13 protein-coding genes and 1 tRNA gene are annotated in these 15,086 nt (G+C 74.1%); 9 read left to right on the top strand and 5 right to left on the bottom strand.

Annotation, left to right across the window (positions count from 1 at the left end; translation table 11 throughout):
• Positions 1-104 precede the first annotated feature (104 nt).
• The 3 genes from ABZW10_RS26760 to ABZW10_RS26750 form a co-directional block, all read right to left on the bottom strand.
• The gene (locus ABZW10_RS26760) at positions 105-416 is read right to left on the bottom strand and encodes an FmdB family zinc ribbon protein (RefSeq protein WP_355370320.1); all 312 of its coding nucleotides are present in this window, start codon (positions 414-416) and stop codon (positions 105-107) included.
• A 128-nt stretch (positions 417-544) separates the two neighbouring features.
• On the bottom strand, positions 545-1,819 hold the full coding sequence (locus tag ABZW10_RS26755) for an MFS transporter (RefSeq protein WP_355370372.1): 1,275 nt from the start codon (positions 1,817-1,819) through the stop codon (positions 545-547).
• 428 nt (positions 1,820-2,247) lie between these two features.
• Positions 2,248-3,738 (bottom strand): potassium/proton antiporter, encoded by a 1,491-nt coding sequence (locus tag ABZW10_RS26750; protein WP_355370318.1) that lies wholly within the window; start codon positions 3,736-3,738, stop codon positions 2,248-2,250.
• 304 nt (positions 3,739-4,042) lie between these two features.
• Between ABZW10_RS26750 and ABZW10_RS26745 the strand changes: the two genes are divergently transcribed.
• Positions 4,043-6,787, top strand: a complete 2,745-nt coding sequence (locus ABZW10_RS26745; protein ID WP_355370316.1) for a penicillin acylase family protein — start codon at positions 4,043-4,045, stop codon at positions 6,785-6,787.
• Between the two features lie 103 nt (positions 6,788-6,890).
• On the opposite strand, the gene ABZW10_RS26740 is transcribed toward ABZW10_RS26745, so the two are convergent.
• Positions 6,891-7,478, bottom strand: coding sequence for a 5-formyltetrahydrofolate cyclo-ligase (locus tag ABZW10_RS26740; protein WP_355370313.1), 588 nt, complete (start codon positions 7,476-7,478; stop codon positions 6,891-6,893).
• 92 nt (positions 7,479-7,570) lie between these two features.
• Between ABZW10_RS26740 and ABZW10_RS26735 the strand changes: the two genes are divergently transcribed.
• The 8 genes from ABZW10_RS26735 (at position 7,571) to ABZW10_RS26700 (ending at position 14,027) form a co-directional block, all read left to right on the top strand.
• Positions 7,571-8,554, top strand: coding sequence for a GGDEF domain-containing protein (locus ABZW10_RS26735; RefSeq protein WP_355370311.1), 984 nt, complete (start codon positions 7,571-7,573; stop codon positions 8,552-8,554).
• Between the two features lie 12 nt (positions 8,555-8,566).
• The gene (galU, locus tag ABZW10_RS26730; RefSeq protein WP_355370309.1) at positions 8,567-9,487 is read left to right on the top strand and encodes a UTP--glucose-1-phosphate uridylyltransferase GalU; all 921 of its coding nucleotides are present in this window, start codon (positions 8,567-8,569) and stop codon (positions 9,485-9,487) included.
• Between the two features lie 26 nt (positions 9,488-9,513).
• Positions 9,514-10,869 carry a gephyrin-like molybdotransferase Glp gene (gene glp, locus ABZW10_RS26725; protein ID WP_355370306.1) on the top strand — a complete coding sequence of 452 codons (1,356 nt, stop codon included), beginning with the start codon at positions 9,514-9,516 and terminating at the stop codon, positions 10,867-10,869.
• A 127-nt stretch (positions 10,870-10,996) separates the two neighbouring features.
• Complete coding sequence (gene moaC, locus ABZW10_RS26720) at positions 10,997-11,512, top strand: cyclic pyranopterin monophosphate synthase MoaC (RefSeq protein WP_355370303.1); 516 nt, start codon at positions 10,997-10,999, stop codon at positions 11,510-11,512.
• Positions 11,509-12,012 carry a MogA/MoaB family molybdenum cofactor biosynthesis protein gene (locus ABZW10_RS26715; RefSeq protein WP_355370300.1) on the top strand — a complete coding sequence of 168 codons (504 nt, stop codon included), beginning with the start codon at positions 11,509-11,511 and terminating at the stop codon, positions 12,010-12,012. The genes moaC and ABZW10_RS26715 overlap by 4 nt, the downstream gene beginning before the upstream one ends.
• Complete coding sequence (locus tag ABZW10_RS26710; RefSeq protein ID WP_350559165.1) at positions 12,009-12,635, top strand: GNAT family protein; 627 nt, start codon at positions 12,009-12,011, stop codon at positions 12,633-12,635. The genes ABZW10_RS26715 and ABZW10_RS26710 overlap by 4 nt, the downstream gene beginning before the upstream one ends.
• 150 nt (positions 12,636-12,785) lie before the next feature.
• Entirely contained in the window at positions 12,786-13,820 is a 1,035-nt protein-coding gene (locus tag ABZW10_RS26705) for a hypothetical protein (protein WP_355370297.1), read from the top strand.
• Positions 13,821-13,953: 133 nt separating this feature from the next.
• Positions 13,954-14,027 (top strand) — tRNA-Ala (locus ABZW10_RS26700).
• A 179-nt stretch (positions 14,028-14,206) separates the two neighbouring features.
• Here ABZW10_RS26700 and ABZW10_RS26695 read toward each other — a convergent pair.
• On the bottom strand, positions 14,207-15,085 hold the full coding sequence (locus ABZW10_RS26695) for a peptidase (protein ID WP_355370295.1): 879 nt from the start codon (positions 15,083-15,085) through the stop codon (positions 14,207-14,209).
• Position 15,086: the final 1 nt, after the last annotated feature.

Raw genomic sequence — 15,086 nt, 5'->3', positions numbered from 1 at the left:
GAGTGAACCGACCGCCCCCGGAAACGACGGACGGCCCGCCGCGCCCGCTTGGAAGCGGGAACGGCGGGCCGTCCGGAAAGCTGGTGCCGGTGCCCGGCCGAAGCTCAGCCGGCCGCCGGAGCGGGGCTCGCGGCGGGGGCCGACGGCTTCGACGAGGACGAGCCCGAAGAGCCCGACGAGGACGAGGCGGCCGACGTCGACGAGGAGGACGAGGCCCCGCCCACCGAGCTGCTGGAGGACGAGCGGCTGTCGGTCCGGTAGAAGCCGGAGCCCTTGAAGACCACGCCCACCGCGGAGAAGACCTTGCGGAGCCGCCCCTGGCAGTCGGGGCACGTGGTCAGCGGCTCGTCGGTGAACTTCTGCACCGCCTCCAGGCCGTTGCCGCACTCGGTGCACTGGTACTGGTACGTGGGCACTTGTCTTCCTCCTGGCACTCTCGCCTGATGAGTGCTAACGATGGTCAATGATGCGGCATTCCGGTGGATCAGTCCAGCGACTCGAATGTGAGATGAGTCGGGCCACCGGTCCGATCCGGCCGTTCCGCTCAGCCCTCGGCCGCGCCCACCAGCCGCCCGCGGGCGCCCCGATCCCCGGAGTCCGCGACCACCGGGCCGCGCGCGGCCCGCGGAACCAGCAGCCCCCGCAAGGTCACCAGCGCGATCAGGCCCAGCCCGGCGCCGGCCACCGGCACCAGGAAGCCGATCGAGGGCCCGTGCGCGTCGATCAGCTGCCCGGCCGCCGTCGCGCCGGTCGCCAGACCCAGGCCGATGGCGCCGGTCAGCCAGGTGAAGGCCTCGGTCTTGGCGCCGTCCTCGACCAGCGTCTCGACCAGGGTGTAGCCGCTGATCAGGGTGGGCGCGATGGCCAGGCCGCAGACCAGCCCGGCGATCGAGAGCGCGACCAGGCCGGGCATCGCCCACAGGGTCGAGCAGCCCAGCACCAGCAGGCCGTAGCTGATGATCATCCGCTGCTGGACGGGGCGCCGCCAGGCGATCACGCCGTACAGCACGCCGGCCACCATCGAGCCGCCGGCGAAGATGCCGTACACGGTGCCGGCGGCGCCGTGCTGCCCGACCGAGTCGGCGAAGGCGTTCACCGAGACCTGCAGACCGCCGAAGACGGTGCCCACGCCGAGGAAGGCCCCGGCCAGCAGCCGGACGCCGGGCGAGGCGAGCGCGGAGGCCTGCCGGACGCCCGGCTCGCGCACCACCCGGGCGGGCGCGGTGCGCCGCTGGGCGGCGAAGGCCAGGCCGCCGGCCAGGGTCAGCGCGGCCTCGGCGACCAGCCCGGTCGCGGGGTTGACCGAGGTGGCGACGGCGGCGGCCAGGATCGGGCCGATCACGAAGGTGAACTCGTCGGTCACCGACTCGAAGGCGAAGGCGGTGCTCACCTTGGCGGCGGAGGTGGCCGGGGCGCCCTCGGCGGAGAAGGTGGCGATCCAGCGGGCGCGGACCATGGCGCCGATCTGCGGGACGCTCGCCCCGGCGGGGGCGGCGGCCAGGAAGAGGCTCCAGGCCGGCGCGTGCCCCAGCGCGAGCGCGATCAGTGCGCCGACCGAGACCGCGTGCACCAGGACGGCCGGGACGAGCACCGCGGCCTGGCCGTACCGGTCGGCGAGCCGGCCGGTCTGCGGGCCGATCAGCGCCTGGGCGACGGCGGCCACCGCCGCGACGGTGCTGGCGGTGCCGTACGAGCCGTGGGTGTCCTTGACCAGCAGCAGGATGCCCATGCTGAGCATCGCGTAGGGCAGCCGCGCGACGAACGCGGGGGCCAGGAAGGTCCAGGCGCCGGGCGTGCGCAGCAGCGCCCCGTAGCCCACGCGGGCGGGCGCGGCGACCGCGGTCGCGGCCTCGGCGGCGGTGGTCTCCGCGGGAGCGGTGGCCAGGGCGGGCTGGACGTCCTCGACGTCCTCGACCGTTCGGCGCGCCGTCACGGTCGGTCCTTCCTGCTGCCTGGTAGCGCGGCAGGGCATGGTGTGGCCCCGACGGCGCCGAGAGTCGTCCTCTCGCGCGTCGACCGGGGTAGATACCGGGCCGGTCCGGCGGTGGGCCGGGGCCGGGCCGCGGCCGCCGAGCGGTCGCGCCAACTCTGCTTCAGACAGATGTTGGGGATTCGGTGTATCAACCAAAGAAATTTACGCGCGTAGACGCGCGCTCACCCCGACCTTACCGGACGGACCCGAACTTGGCCCGTGACATCGGGGTGAACACTCGAACACCAGATCGAAGCTTCAGCCGCCCCGCCCGCTCAGCCGCCCCGCCCGTTCAGCCAGTCGGCCAGCTTGCCGCCCTTGTCCACGGCCCGCAGCCGCCGCTCGGCCGCCTCGCCGACCTCGTCGGTGGTCACCACCAGCAGCTCGTCCCCGCCGCGCAGCACGGTCGTCCGGTCCGGCACGAAGCTGTTCCCCTCGCGCACCACCAGGGTCACCGCCGCCCCGGCCGGCAGCCGCAGCTCACTGACCTCCACGCCGGACATCTTCGAGTCCGGCGCCAGCGCGACCGACAGCAGGTGCCCGTGCAGTTTCTCCAGCGGCGCGGACTCGATGTCGAGGTCCTGGCCCATCGAGCCCTCGCCGATCCGCAGGGCCTTGGCGACCCAGGGCAGGGTCGGGCCCTGGAGCAGGGTGAAGACCACGACCAGGATGAAGACGATGTTGAAGACGTCCTGCGCCAGCGGCGCGCCGGAGACCAGCGGGATGGTGGCCAGCACGATGGGCACCGCGCCGCGCAGCCCGGCCCAGCTGAGCAGGGCCTGCTCGCGGGCCGGCAGCCCGAACGGCGTCAGGGTCAGCACCACCGAGAGCGGCCGGGCGAGGAAGACCAGCACCGCGCCGATCACCAGCGCGGGCACCACGGCCGAGCCCATCGACTCGGGGGCGCAGAGCAGGCCGAGCAGCACGAACATGCCGATCTGCCCGATCCAGGCCAGGCCGTCGGCGAAGCCGCGCACGGCGGGCCCGTGCGGCAGCTTGGCGTTGCCGAGGATCACCGCGCTGACGTAGACGGCGAGGAAGCCGGAGCCGTGCAGCAGCGCGCCGCCGGCGTAGGCGAGCACGGTGAGCGCCATGACGGCGATCGGGTAGAGGCCGGAGGAGGGCAGCGCGACGCGCTTGACGCCGAACGCGCCCAGCTTGCCGACCGCGAGGCCGATGGCCAGGCCGACCGCCAGCTCGGCGGCGATCGTGCCCAGCAGCACGTACCAGGAGTCGTGCGCGCCGACCGTGGCGAAGGAGACGACCAGGATGACCACGGGTGCGTCGTTGAAGCCGGACTCGGCCTCCAGCAGGCCGGTCAGCCGGCGGGGCAGCGGCACCGTCCGCAGCACCGAGAAGACGGCCGCGGCGTCGGTGGAGGAGACGATCGCGCCGAGCAGCAGCGAGGTCCGCCAGTCCAGGTCGACCAGGTAGTGCGCGCCGGCCGCGGTGACGGCGACGCTGATCCCCACGCCGACGGTGGCCAGCACCGTGGCCGCCGGCATCACCGGTCTGGCCTCGCGCCAGTTGGTCTTGAGGCCGCCCTCGGCCAGGATCACCACCAGTGCCGCGTAGCCGAGCACCTGGGTGAGCTCGGCGTTGTTGAACGAGATGCCCAGGCCGTTCTGGCCGAGTGCCACGCCGATGCCGAGGTAGATCAGCAGGCTGGGCAGGCCCGATTTCGTGGACACCCGCACGGCGACCACCGCGACCAGCAGGATCACGGAGAACTCGAGGAGCAGCTGGTTCAGGTGGTCGACATTCACGCAGGGGCACCTCGGGCGTGGCAGCGGGCGGCGGACGCGGTACCGACAGGGGGTGGCGGCGGAAGGCACCGACTTACTCCCCTTGCGGATCGTTACTCAGTCTAACATTTTGCCATATCTTTAAGTTCACTTGTCGACGGTTCCGTCACCCCCGCCTCCGGCTCCGCTTCCGACCTCCCCCGATCCCACCGTGAGCGTCCCCCGTGCACGGCCGCCAGCCGGGGCGGCCTAATGTGGTCCTCTGTCACGGCTCCGTGCTCCTGACATGTCCGCCCGCCCCCCAGTGAGGACCGCAAGGACCCAGATGCCCCGCTCCAAGAAGTTCCGGCGCGCCCGTCTGATCGTGATCGTGCTGGTCGTGCTGCTGGTGGCCGGCGCCGGCTACGGCGGATACCGGGGGGTGGCCGCGGTCCGTGCGTCCTTCCCGGAGGTCGACGGCAGCGTCAAGCTGGCGGGCCTGAGCGCGCCGGTCGACGTCAAGCGCGACGCCAACGGCATCCCGCAGCTCTACGCCGACACCTCCGAGGACCTCTTCCGCGCCCAGGGCTACGTCCAGGCCCAGGACCGCTTCTGGGAGATGGACGTCCGGCGGCACATCACCGCGGGCCGGCTCTCCGAGATGTTCGGCGACAGCCAGGTCGAGACCGACTCCATGATCCGCACCATGGGCTGGCGCCAGGTCGCGCAGAAGGAGTTCGACACCGTCCTGAGCGCGGACACCAAGAAGAACCTCCAGGCCTACGCGGACGGCGTCAACGCCTGGCTCGCCGAGCACCCGGGCGGTTCCTCCGCCTCGCTGGAGTACGGCCTGCTCGGCGTCGTCAACGGCGGCTACAAGCCCGAGCAGTGGTCCCCGGTCGACTCGGTGTCCTGGCTCAAGGCGATGGCCTGGGACCTCTCGGGCAACCTCCAGGAGGAGATCGACCGCTCGCTGCTCGCCCAGGACTTCAGCCGGGAGAAGATCGACGAGCTGTACCCGGACTACCCGTACGCCCGCAACGGCACGATCGTGAAGACCGGCACGGTCAACGGCACCGCCTACAAGCCGGCCGACGGCTCCACCCCGGCGGGCAACGGCACCGGCACCGGTACGACCGGCGGCACCGGTACCGGCACCGCCCAGGGCGCCGCCGCCACGAAGGCGCTGCTCAAGGACGTCACCGACCGGATCGACGCGCTGCCCGAGCTGCTCGGCCGCAACGGCCAGGGCATCGGCTCCAACTCCTGGGTGGTCGCCGGCAGCCACACCACCACCGGCAAGCCGCTGCTGGCCAACGACCCGCACCTCGGTCCCGGCCTGCCCTCGGTCTGGTACCAGATGGGCCTGCACTGCCGGACCGCCTCGCCGGCCTGCCAGTACGACGTCTCCGGCTTCACCTTCGCCGGGATGCCCGGTGTGATCATCGGCCACAACAAGGACATCGCCTGGGGTCTCACCAACCTCGGCGCCGACGTCACCGACCTCTTCCTGGAGAAGGTCACCGGCCCGGACACCTACCTGGTGGACGGCAAGGAGGAGAAGTTCGAGCTCCGCAAGGAGACCATCAAGGTCGCCGGGGGCGAGGACCGCACCATCACCGTGCGCACCACGAAGACCGGCGCCCCGCTGATCTCCGACCCGAGCACCGAGCAGCAGAACGTCGGCAAGTACGCCCCCAACGGCGACTCCGCCCCGGACCGCGGCACCGGCGGCTACGGCGTCGCCCTGCAGTGGACCGCGCTGATCCCGGGCAAGACCATGGACGCGATCTTCTCGCTCGACCGCGCGAAGGGCTGGGACGACTTCCAGAAGGCCGCCGCGGACTTCGCCGTCCCGGCCCAGAACCTCATCTACGCCGACGCCAAGAACATCGGCTACCAGGCCCCCGGGTACATCCCGGTGCGCGGCAAGGGCGACGGCCGCTACCCGGCGCCGGGCTGGGACTCCGCCTACCAGTGGAAGAAGGACCCGGTCCCGTTCAGCGCCCTGCCGTGGAGCCTCAACCCCGCCAGCGGCTACATCGTCACCGCCAACCAGGCCGTCGTCGAGCCCTCGTACAAGTACGGGCTGACCAGCGACTGGGAGTACGGCACCCGGGCCAAGGAGATCACCGACCAGATCGAGGCCAAGCTCAAGAACAACGGCAAGATCTCGCCGGACGACATGCAGGACATGCAGCTGGACAACACCAGCATCCTGGCCAAGACGCTGGTCCCGATGCTGCTCAAGGTCGAGATCGACGACCCCTACGTGCGCGAGGCCCAGGACCTGCTGAAGGACTGGAACTACCACCAGGACGCCGACTCGGCCGCCGCCGCCTACTACAACGGCGTCTGGCGCCAGCTGCTCACCCTGGCCTTCGGCCAGAAGTTCCCGGCCGACCTGCGGGCGAAGGACAACTGCCTGCTGGTCCGCGAGCAGGCCGACCCGACCAAGCCGGACAGCAAGTCGAAGATCGTCACCGAGTGCGGCACCCGTGACCCGGGCCGGGCGCAGCCGGACGGCGGCGACCGCTGGAACGAGGTGGTCCGGCAGCAGCTGGAGAAGCCCGACAGCGGCTGGTGGACGTACATCGACTCCCAGCACAAGGAGCAGAAGGGCCTGGACAACCTGCTGCGCGAGGCGATGACCAACGCCCGCCAGGAGCTCACCTCGCTGCTCACCAAGGACATCACCACCTGGAGCTGGGGCCGGCTGCACAAGCTGGAGCTGCGCGAGCGCACCCTCGGCTCGGACGACTCCTCGATCGCCTCGGGCGCCGTCCACAAGCTGCTCAACCGCGGCCCGTACCGCCTCTCCGGCGGCTCGGCGGCGGTCGACGCGGCGGGCTGGAACGCGGCCGCCGGGTACCAGGTCGACTGGATCCCGTCGATGCGCATGGTGATCGACCTGAACGACCTCGACGCCTCGCGCTGGATCAACGTCGGCGGCGCCTCGGGCCACGCCTTCCACGAGAACTACAACGACCAGACCGACCTCTGGCTCAAGGGCAAGCTGTTGACCTGGTCGTACTCGCCGGACGCGGTCGAGAAGGCGACCAAGCACAAGCTGACGCTGACCAGCGGCTGACGCCGCCCCGCGGCGCCGGCCCGACGGCCCCGACCACCGACGGCCCCGCCCCCGGACACCCGGGGCGCGGGGCCGTCGCCGTACGGCCGGGTGCTCCGCCCGCTCACCCCAGCCGGTGCGTGCCCGAGGGGGTCAGCGCGAGGTCCACCGGCCGGTCGTGCGGCTCCGCCGGCACCCGGTCCAGCAACTCGTGCTCGTACAGCAGCACCGCCAGCACCGGCCGCGCCCCGGACCGCTCCAGCCGGGCCAGCACCCGGTCGTAGGAGCCGCCGCCGCGCCCCAGCCGCAGCCCCCGCCGGTCCACCGCCAGCCCCGGCAGCAGCACCAGGCCGGCCTCGGTCACCGCCTGCGCACCGAGCCGCTCGCCGACCGGCTCCAGTAGCCCGCGCCCGGCCGGGGCCAGCGCCTCCGGGCCCGCGTACGGAGCCCAGTCCAGGTCGTTGTCGGCCATCAGCACCGGCAGCAGCACCCGCACCCCGCGCGCCCGCAGCGCGTCCAGCAGCGGACGGGTGCCCGGCTCGGCGCCCACCGAGACGTACGCCGCCACGGTGGCCGCCGCGGCCGCCAGCTCGCCGGCGTGCCCGGCCAGCGCCTCGGCGGCCCGCTCCCGGGCCTCGGGCGGCAGCGCCCGCCGTTCGGACAGCAGCCGTGTCCTCAGCTCGCTCTTCTCGTTGTGCACGGGATGCTCCACCGCTCCTCCACCGCTCGACCTCGACCGCTCTGGACCCCGACCCCGGTGCGACCGGGACGCCCCAGAGCCTGACACGCGGAAGGCGCCCCCCGATGTCCACCCCGCTGCTGGTCCAGGCCCTGGCCGCGCTGAGCGCCCCCGCGCTGGCCGGCGCCGCCGTGCTCGGCGGCCGGCTGCGGCGCGGCTCGGCCCGCGCGGCGCGGCGCGAGGCCGCCCTGCGCGAGCGCCTGGCCGCGCTGGAGTCCCGCAACGCCGAGCTGGAGCGCACCGCCTCCTGCGACCCGGTCACCGGCGTCTGGAACTACCGGCACCTCCAGCTCACCCTGGACCGGGAGATCGACCGGGCCCGCCGGGCCGAGCGGTCGGACCCGCTGGACGGGCCGCGCCCGCTGGCCGTCCTGCTGCTGGAGATCAGCGGCTTCGACGCGGTGGTCGCCGAGCACGGCCGGGCCCGGGCCGGGACGGTGCTGCGCGACCTCGCCCAGCGCCTCGGCATGGAGATCCGCCGCTCCGACACCCTCGGCCGGTACAGCGGCGAGGAGTTCCTGGTGGTGCTGCCGGACACCGGCGCCGAGGGTGCGGCCCAGGTCGCCGACCGGCTGGTCTGGTCGGTCCGCCGCCACCTGCTGCTGGACTGGTCCTCCGGCGACCGGGAGGGCCGCCGCCCGTACGGCAACGGGCTCACCGCCGCGGTCGGCCTGGCCGTGCTGCCCGAGGACGGCGCGCACGCCGCGGTGCTGCTGCGGGCCGCCGACCGGGCGCTCGCGGCGGCCCGCGCGGCCGGCGGCGACTGCCGGCGCCGGGCCGCGCCCCGGACCGTCGCGGCGGACGCTCCGACGGGTGTTCCGGAGGGTGTGCCGGCGGCTGTTCCGACGGGTGTTTCCGTACGGCCGGAAGGAGTCTTCGCAGCCGAACGTGACCGTTCGGGAAAGGCGGGTAGTCTGTCGCCCTGTGTCGGAGGGGACCCCCTCACCCCGCCCGCCACGTCCCCTTTGCCTGCCATTTCGGCCGGGTCCGGCGACGTGCTGCCCAAGCATCGGTCAACTGCGCCCGGTCAGGCGAAATACGTGCCTTAGTAAGGTAAACGCATGACGACGACGAACTCCCGTACCCCGGTAACCAAGGCAGTGGTCCCCGCGGCCGGTCTGGGTACCCGATTCCTGCCGGCCACCAAGGCGACTCCGAAGGAGATGCTGCCCGTCGTCGACAAGCCGGCGATCCAGTACGTCGTCGAGGAGGCGGCCTCGGCCGGCCTGTCCGACATACTGATGGTCACCGGCCGCAACAAGCGCGCACTGGAGGACCACTTCGACCGCGCCTACGAGCTGGAGGAGCTGCTCGCCCGCAAGGGTGACCAGGACCGTCTGCGCCGGGTCCGCGAGTCCGTCGAGCTCGCCAACATGCACTACGTCCGCCAGGGCGACCCGAAGGGCCTCGGCCACGCCGTCTCGGTCGCCGAGCAGCACGTCGCCGGGCAGCCCTTCGCCGTCCTCCTCGGCGACGACCTGATCGACCCGCGCGACCCGCTGCTGGCCCGCATGATCGAGGTCCAGCAGGAGCTCGGCGGCTCGGTCGTCGCGCTGATGGAGGTCGACCCCTCCCAGATCCACCTGTACGGCTGCGCCGCCGTCAAGCCGAACGGCTTCGGCGACGACGTCTTCCAGGTCACCGATCTGGTGGAGAAGCCGGAGACCGCCGACGCCCCGTCGAACTACGCCGTCATCGGCCGCTACGTGCTCGACCCGTCGGTCTTCGACGTGCTGCGCGAGACCGAGCCGGGCCGCGGCGGCGAGATCCAGCTCACCGACGCCCTGCGCGAGCTGACCAACCGTCCCGCCGACACCGGCGGCCAGGTCCACGGCGTGCTGTTCAAGGGCCGCCGCTACGACACCGGCGACCGCGCGGACTACCTGCGCGCCATCGTCCGGCTGGCCTCCGAGCGCGAGGACCTCGGCCCGGACTTCCGCACCTGGCTGCGCGAGTTCGTCGCCTCCGAGCTGCAGGACTGACATACCGACAGAGAGCGAGCGCGCCGATGACCGGGTCCACGGAGAGCGGTACCACCCCCGCAGCCTGCTGCGACGACTCCGCGGGCCCGGCCCCGGCCACCCGCTCCGCCGCCCGTCCGGACGGCCTGTGGACCGTGGACGAGCACCTCGCCGACGTCCTGGCCACCGTCGGCCCGCTGCCCGCGATCGAGCTCCAGCTGCTCGACGCGCAGGGCTGCCGGCTGGCCGAGGACGTGCTCGCGGAGGGGGACCTGCCGGCCTTCGACAACAGCGCGATGGACGGCTACGCGCTGCGCACGGCCGACACCGTCGGCGCCGGCTCCGCGTACCCCTCGGTGCTCACGGTGGTCGGCGACATCGCCGCCGGCGTCGGTGACCTCCCCAAGGTCGGCCCCGGCCAGGCCGCCCGGATCATGACCGGCGCCCCCGTCCCGCCCGGAGCCCAGGCCGTCGCGCCGGTCGAGTGGACCGACGGCGGCACCGGGACCGGCCGCCCCGCCGACGCGATGAGCGCCCCGGTCGAGGGCGAGGAGGTCCGGGTGCTGCGCCCGGTCGCCGAGGGCGCCCACATCCGCCGCCGCGGCAGCGACGTCACCGCCGGCACCCGGGTGCTGGCCGCCGGCACCCGGCTCGGCCCCGCCCAGCTCGGCCTGCTCGCCGCGGTCGGCCGGGCCACCGCCACCGTCCGCCCGCGCCCGCGGGTGGTGGTGCTCTCCACCGGCAGCGAGCTGGTCCAGCCCGGTGCGCCGGTCGGCCCCGGGCAGATCACCGACTCCAACAGCTTCACCCTCACCGCCGCCGCGCGGGACGCCGGCGCGATCGCCTACCGGGTCGGCGGCGTGCCCGACGACGCGGCCAGGCTGCGCGCGGTGCTGGAGGACCAGCTCGGCCGGGCCGACCTGATCGTCACCAGCGGCGGCGTCAGCGTCGGCGCGTACGACGTGGTCAAGGAGGTCTTCGCCGAGTACGGCGGGGTCGACTTCCGGCGGCTGCGGATGCAGCCCGGCAAGCCGCAGGGCTTCGGCCGGATCGGCCCCGGGGCGGGCGTGCCGCTGATGGCCCTGCCCGGCAACCCGGTCAGCGCGTACATCTCCTTCGAGCTGTTCGTCCGCCCGGTGATCCGCGCGATGCTCGGCGCCGAGGACGTCCACCGCCCGGTGGTCCGGGCGCGCTGCCCGGTGGCGCTGCGCTCGCCCGCCGGGCGCCGGCAGTTCCTGCGCGGCCGGTACGAGCTGCGGGACGGCCTGGTCGAGCCGGTCGGCGGCGCGGGATCGCACCTGGTCGGCGCGCTGGCCCGGGCGGACTGCCTGATCACCGTGCCCGAGGACGTCACCGAGCTGCCCGCCGGCAGCGAGGTCGACGTGGTGCTGCTCGACGGCTGAGCGCCGGGCCGGCGGGCGAACTCCCGTCCGCGGCGGGGCGTCTCAGCGAAGCGGCCCGTCCCACGCCCGGGCCGGACCGGGGGGTACGGTAGCGCGGTATTCGACCTGCGCGCCCCTGGAGCCACCCGTGACCACCTCGCCCCCCGGCGACCGCCTCACCCACGTCGACGAGCAGGGCGCGGCCCGGATGGTCGACGTCTCCGAGAAGGCCGTGACCGCCCGGACCGCCGTCGCGGCCGGCCGGGTCAGGGTCTCCCCGCGCGTGGTCGAGCTGCTGCGCGGCGAGGGCCTGCCCAAGGGCGACGCGCTGGCCGTGGCCCGGATCGCGGGGATCATGGGCGCCAAGAAGACCCCCGAGCTGATCCCGCTCTGCCATCCGATCGCGCTCTCCGGCGTCAAGGTCGAGCTGACCGTCGCCGACGACGCGGTGGAGATCACCGCCACCGTGCGGACCACGGACCGGACCGGTGTCGAGATGGAGGCGCTGACCGCCGTCGCGACGGCCGGGCTGACCGTGATCGACATGGTCAAGGCGGTCGACAAGGGCGCCGCCATCGAGTCGGTCCGGGTGCTCGCCAAGACCGGCGGCAGGAGCGGCGACTGGACCGCCCCCGAGGCTCCCGCCGCGGAGGCCTCCGCATGAGGGCGCTGGCGGTCACCGTCTCCAACCGCGCCTCGGCCGGCGTCTACACCGACCGGGGCGGCCCGCTGCTGGTCGAGGGCCTGCGCGCGCTGGGCTTCGCCGTCGACGGCCCCCGGGTCGTCCCGGACGGCGAACCGGTCGAGGCGGTGCTGCGCGAGGCCGTGGCGGCCGGCTACGACGTGGTGCTGACCACCGGCGGGACCGGCGTCTCGCCGAGCGACCTCACCCCCGAGATGACCGCCCGGGTCCTCGAACGCGAGATCCCCGGCATCCCCGAGGCGATCCGCGCGCACGGGCGGGAGAAGGTGCCGACCGCCGCGCTCTCCCGCGGGCTGGCCGGTGTCGCCGGACGTACCCTGGTCGTCAACCTGCCGGGCTCGACCGGCGGCGTCCGGGACGGCCTGGCCGTGCTGGCCCCGCTGCTCGCCCACGCCGTCGACCAGCTCGCCGGCGGGGACCACCCCCGGCCCGACGCAGCAGCTTCCGGGAGCGCGCACTGAACGCCGGCTGGCCGGTCGAACTCCACGAGGGGGACGTCGTGCTGCGCCCGATCCGGGCCCGCGACCAGCGCGAGTGGCAGGAGGTCAGCCGGCGCAACCGGGACTGGCTGCGGCGCTGGGAGGCCACCGTGCCGCCCGGCCCGGCGGGCCTCGCGGCGGGCCCGCGCCCGACCTATCGGCAGATGGTGCGCTACCTGCGCGGCGAGGCCTCGGCGGGCCGGATGCTGCCCTTCGTGGTGCTCTACCGGGGCCGGCTGGTCGGCCAGTTGACCGTCGGCGGGATCACCTGGGGCTCGATGTGCTCGGCCAACGTCGGCTACTGGATCGACGAGGGGGTGGCCGGCCGGGGCATCATGCCGACCGCGGTGGCGCTCTCGGTGGACCACTGCTTCCGCACCCTCGGCCTGCACCGGATCGAGGTGTGCATCCGGCCGGAGAACGGCCCCAGCCGGCGGGTGGTGGAAAAGCTCGGCTTCCGTTCGGAGGGAATGCGCCCGCGTTATCTGCACATCGACGGCGACTGGCGGGACCACCTGGTGTTCGCCCTGACCGCCGAGGAGGTCCCCGAGGGGATGCTGGAGCGCTGGCGCTCCCTCAGCGCGGGTCGGCGTCCACGAAATTGAATACATGTTCGAATGAAATATCGATATGGCATCGGCGTGGCGACGGAGGGGCACAAATACCGGCAAAATAGTCGGAGAATCAGCTTGATCACACGACACGCCGTGCCAAATTGCTACCGGCCCTTCCTCCACGCCCGTACGGTGTGAATCGTGAGCAGTAGCGGCCTTATCTACGCCGTCATCGTAGGGGCCTGGGCCGCCTATCTGGTGCCGATGTGGCTCCGCAGGCAGGACGAGCTCAACGAGGCGCGCCCGACGGAACGCTTCAGCACCGCCATCCGCCTGCTGGCCGGGCGTTCGGCGCTGGAGCGGCGGGCGTCCCGGGCCCTGGGCGACGAACCGCGTGACGACGAGCAGACCAAGGACGGCCCTCCCGAACGGGACGCGGCCGTCTCCGACGACCCCGCGGCCGCGCCCGTGGAGGAACCGGCGGCCCCCCGCCCGGCGGTGCGGGCCGAGGCGCGCCCGGCACCCAAGGGCGGCGGTTCCGAACGCCGGGCCCGGCTGCTGGCCCGCCGGCGCCGGATGGTCACCGTCCTCTTCCTCGCCTTCGCCCTGGGTGCGGTGGTCGCGGCGGTGGCCGGACTGGCCTTCCTCTGGGTGCCCGCCGTGCCGGCCGTCCTGCTCACCCTCTACATCGGCCACCTGCGCCGGCTGGAGCGCCAGCGGTACGCGGTGAAGCTGGACCGGGTCCGCGCGGCGCAGGCCGCCGAGCGGCTGCGCAAGCGCGAGCAGCAGCGCGCCGAGGCCCTCCGCGCCAAGGCCGACGCCGAGCCCGGCCCGGCCGCGGCCCCGGCGCCCGCCGAGCCGGCGTCCGGGGCGCCCGCCGGGCGCGGACGCCCGCACCTGCGGCTCGCCACCGAGGCCGACGCGGCCCGGGCGGCCTCCGAGGGCGCGGCGGCCGTCTCGGCCTCGGCCGTGGCGGAGGCCACCGAGCACGAGGAGTGGGTCGACGGCATGCGGGAGCGCGGCGCGGCCGGCCCGGACTCCTGGGAGCCGGTGCCCGTTCCGCTGCCGACCTATGTGACGGCCCCGGTGGCCCCCCGGGTCAACCGCGGGCTCGACCTGTCGGCGCCGGGCACCTGGACCGCCGGCCGCCCGGCCGAGTCCCGGAAGACCCCGCTGTTCGACCAGTACGCCGAGCCCCCCGCTCCGGAACCGCGGCCCCGCGCCGCCAACGAATAGCGTCGAGGCCCCCTCCCCGGGGGCCTCTTCGCTTTCCGGGACCGCCCGAGTGTCGCCCCGGTGCCGCCCCGGGGGCTCCCACCAGGGGGTGGTCACGGACCCCCTCCGAAAGGTGCTAGAGTTTCTTCTCGTTGGGGCTGTGGCGCAGTCCGGTAGCGCACCTCGTTCGCATCGAGGGGGTCAGGGGTTCGAATCCCCTCAGCTCCACCCAACGGAAGTCCCGCCCGATCGGTTGATCGGGCGGGACTTCTGCGTTGTGGGGGCGCGTCGGCCGACGGGGGGTCAGCCGGGGCGCTCCGGGGGCGGTGTGAGGCGGATCACCTGCGGGAACGGCCGAGGGCCGGCTCGGAGCGGTGCTCCGGGCCGGCCCTCGGGGTCGGACGGGGTCAGGGCCGGCCGGAGCCCGCGTACGGCCCGGGCTGCGGGGCCCCGGACTGCGGCGGGACCGCGCCGTAGCCGGACGGACGGCGGCCCCGCGGGTGCCGGGTGAGGGTGTAGCCCGCGACGCCGGCCAGGGCGGCCAGGGCGCCGCCGGCCAGGGTCCAGAACCAGCGGCTGTTCCAGCCGGAGAACCAGCCGGTGTACCAGTGCTCCTCGGGCTCCTCCGGGGCCGCCGCCTTGGCGGTCGCAGCGCCGCCGCCGGCTGGCGGGACCAGCGGGGCCTTGAGCTCGCCGCCCTCCGGCTGGGCGTTGTCGGCGTCGCCCTTGGCGGTCACGTGCAGCTGCACCGAGGCGGCCAGGCCGAGGTCGGGCTGCGGGGCGTCGGCGACCGAGAGCCGGACGTAGTAGCTGCCCGGCAGCGGGTCGCCGGACCACGGCTCGGCCCAGGAGCGGACCTCGCGCAGGGTGCAGCTGAGCACCAGCGAGGCGGTGCTCTGGTCGGCGGTCGCGTTCTGGGTGCCGTCGGTGCAGGCCTGCCGGCGACGCAGGCCGTCGAACACCTCGACGCTCCAGCTCTGCGGGCCGTGCCGGTCGGCGGGCGGGGCGAGGGTGACCGTCAGGTCCACCTTCGCGGTCTGGCCCTCGGCGGCGCCGAAGGCCCAGTACAGGTAGTCACCGGTGGAGACCGGGACCGCGGCGTCCTGGCCGGGGGCCAGGTTGACGGCGGTCAGGAAGGAGGTGCCGGCCTTGTTGGCCGGGGCCGGGCGGCCGCTCGCGCTCGCGCTCGGCGAGGGCGAGGCGGCCGAGGCGGCCGGGGCCGTCAGGGCGAGCGCCGGGAGCAGCGCCAGGGCGGCCGCGGCGGTGCGGAGGAAGGTCGTACGCATG

The sequence above is a fragment of the Kitasatospora sp. NPDC004723 genome (assembly GCF_040609255.1).
In the GTDB taxonomy this organism is placed as follows: Bacteria; Actinomycetota; Actinomycetes; order Streptomycetales; family Streptomycetaceae; genus Kitasatospora.
This window is presented reverse-complemented; position numbering and strand designations above follow the sequence as displayed.

Excerpts from the sequence above, each read along its gene's own strand:
- glp (WP_355370306.1), top strand. The coding sequence starts at position 9,514 with ATGACCGGGTCCACGGAGAGCGGTACCACCCCCGCAGCCTGCTGCGAC.
- ABZW10_RS26735 (WP_355370311.1), top strand. The coding sequence starts at position 7,571 with ATGTCCACCCCGCTGCTGGTCCAGGCCCTGGCCGCGCTGAGCGCCCCC.
- galU (WP_355370309.1), top strand. The coding sequence starts at position 8,567 with ATGACGACGACGAACTCCCGTACCCCGGTAACCAAGGCAGTGGTCCCC.
- ABZW10_RS26715 (WP_355370300.1), top strand. The coding sequence starts at position 11,509 with ATGAGGGCGCTGGCGGTCACCGTCTCCAACCGCGCCTCGGCCGGCGTC.
- ABZW10_RS26695 (WP_355370295.1), bottom strand. The coding sequence starts at position 15,085 with ATGCGTACGACCTTCCTCCGCACCGCCGCGGCCGCCCTGGCGCTGCTC.
- ABZW10_RS26745 (WP_355370316.1), top strand. The coding sequence starts at position 4,043 with ATGCCCCGCTCCAAGAAGTTCCGGCGCGCCCGTCTGATCGTGATCGTG.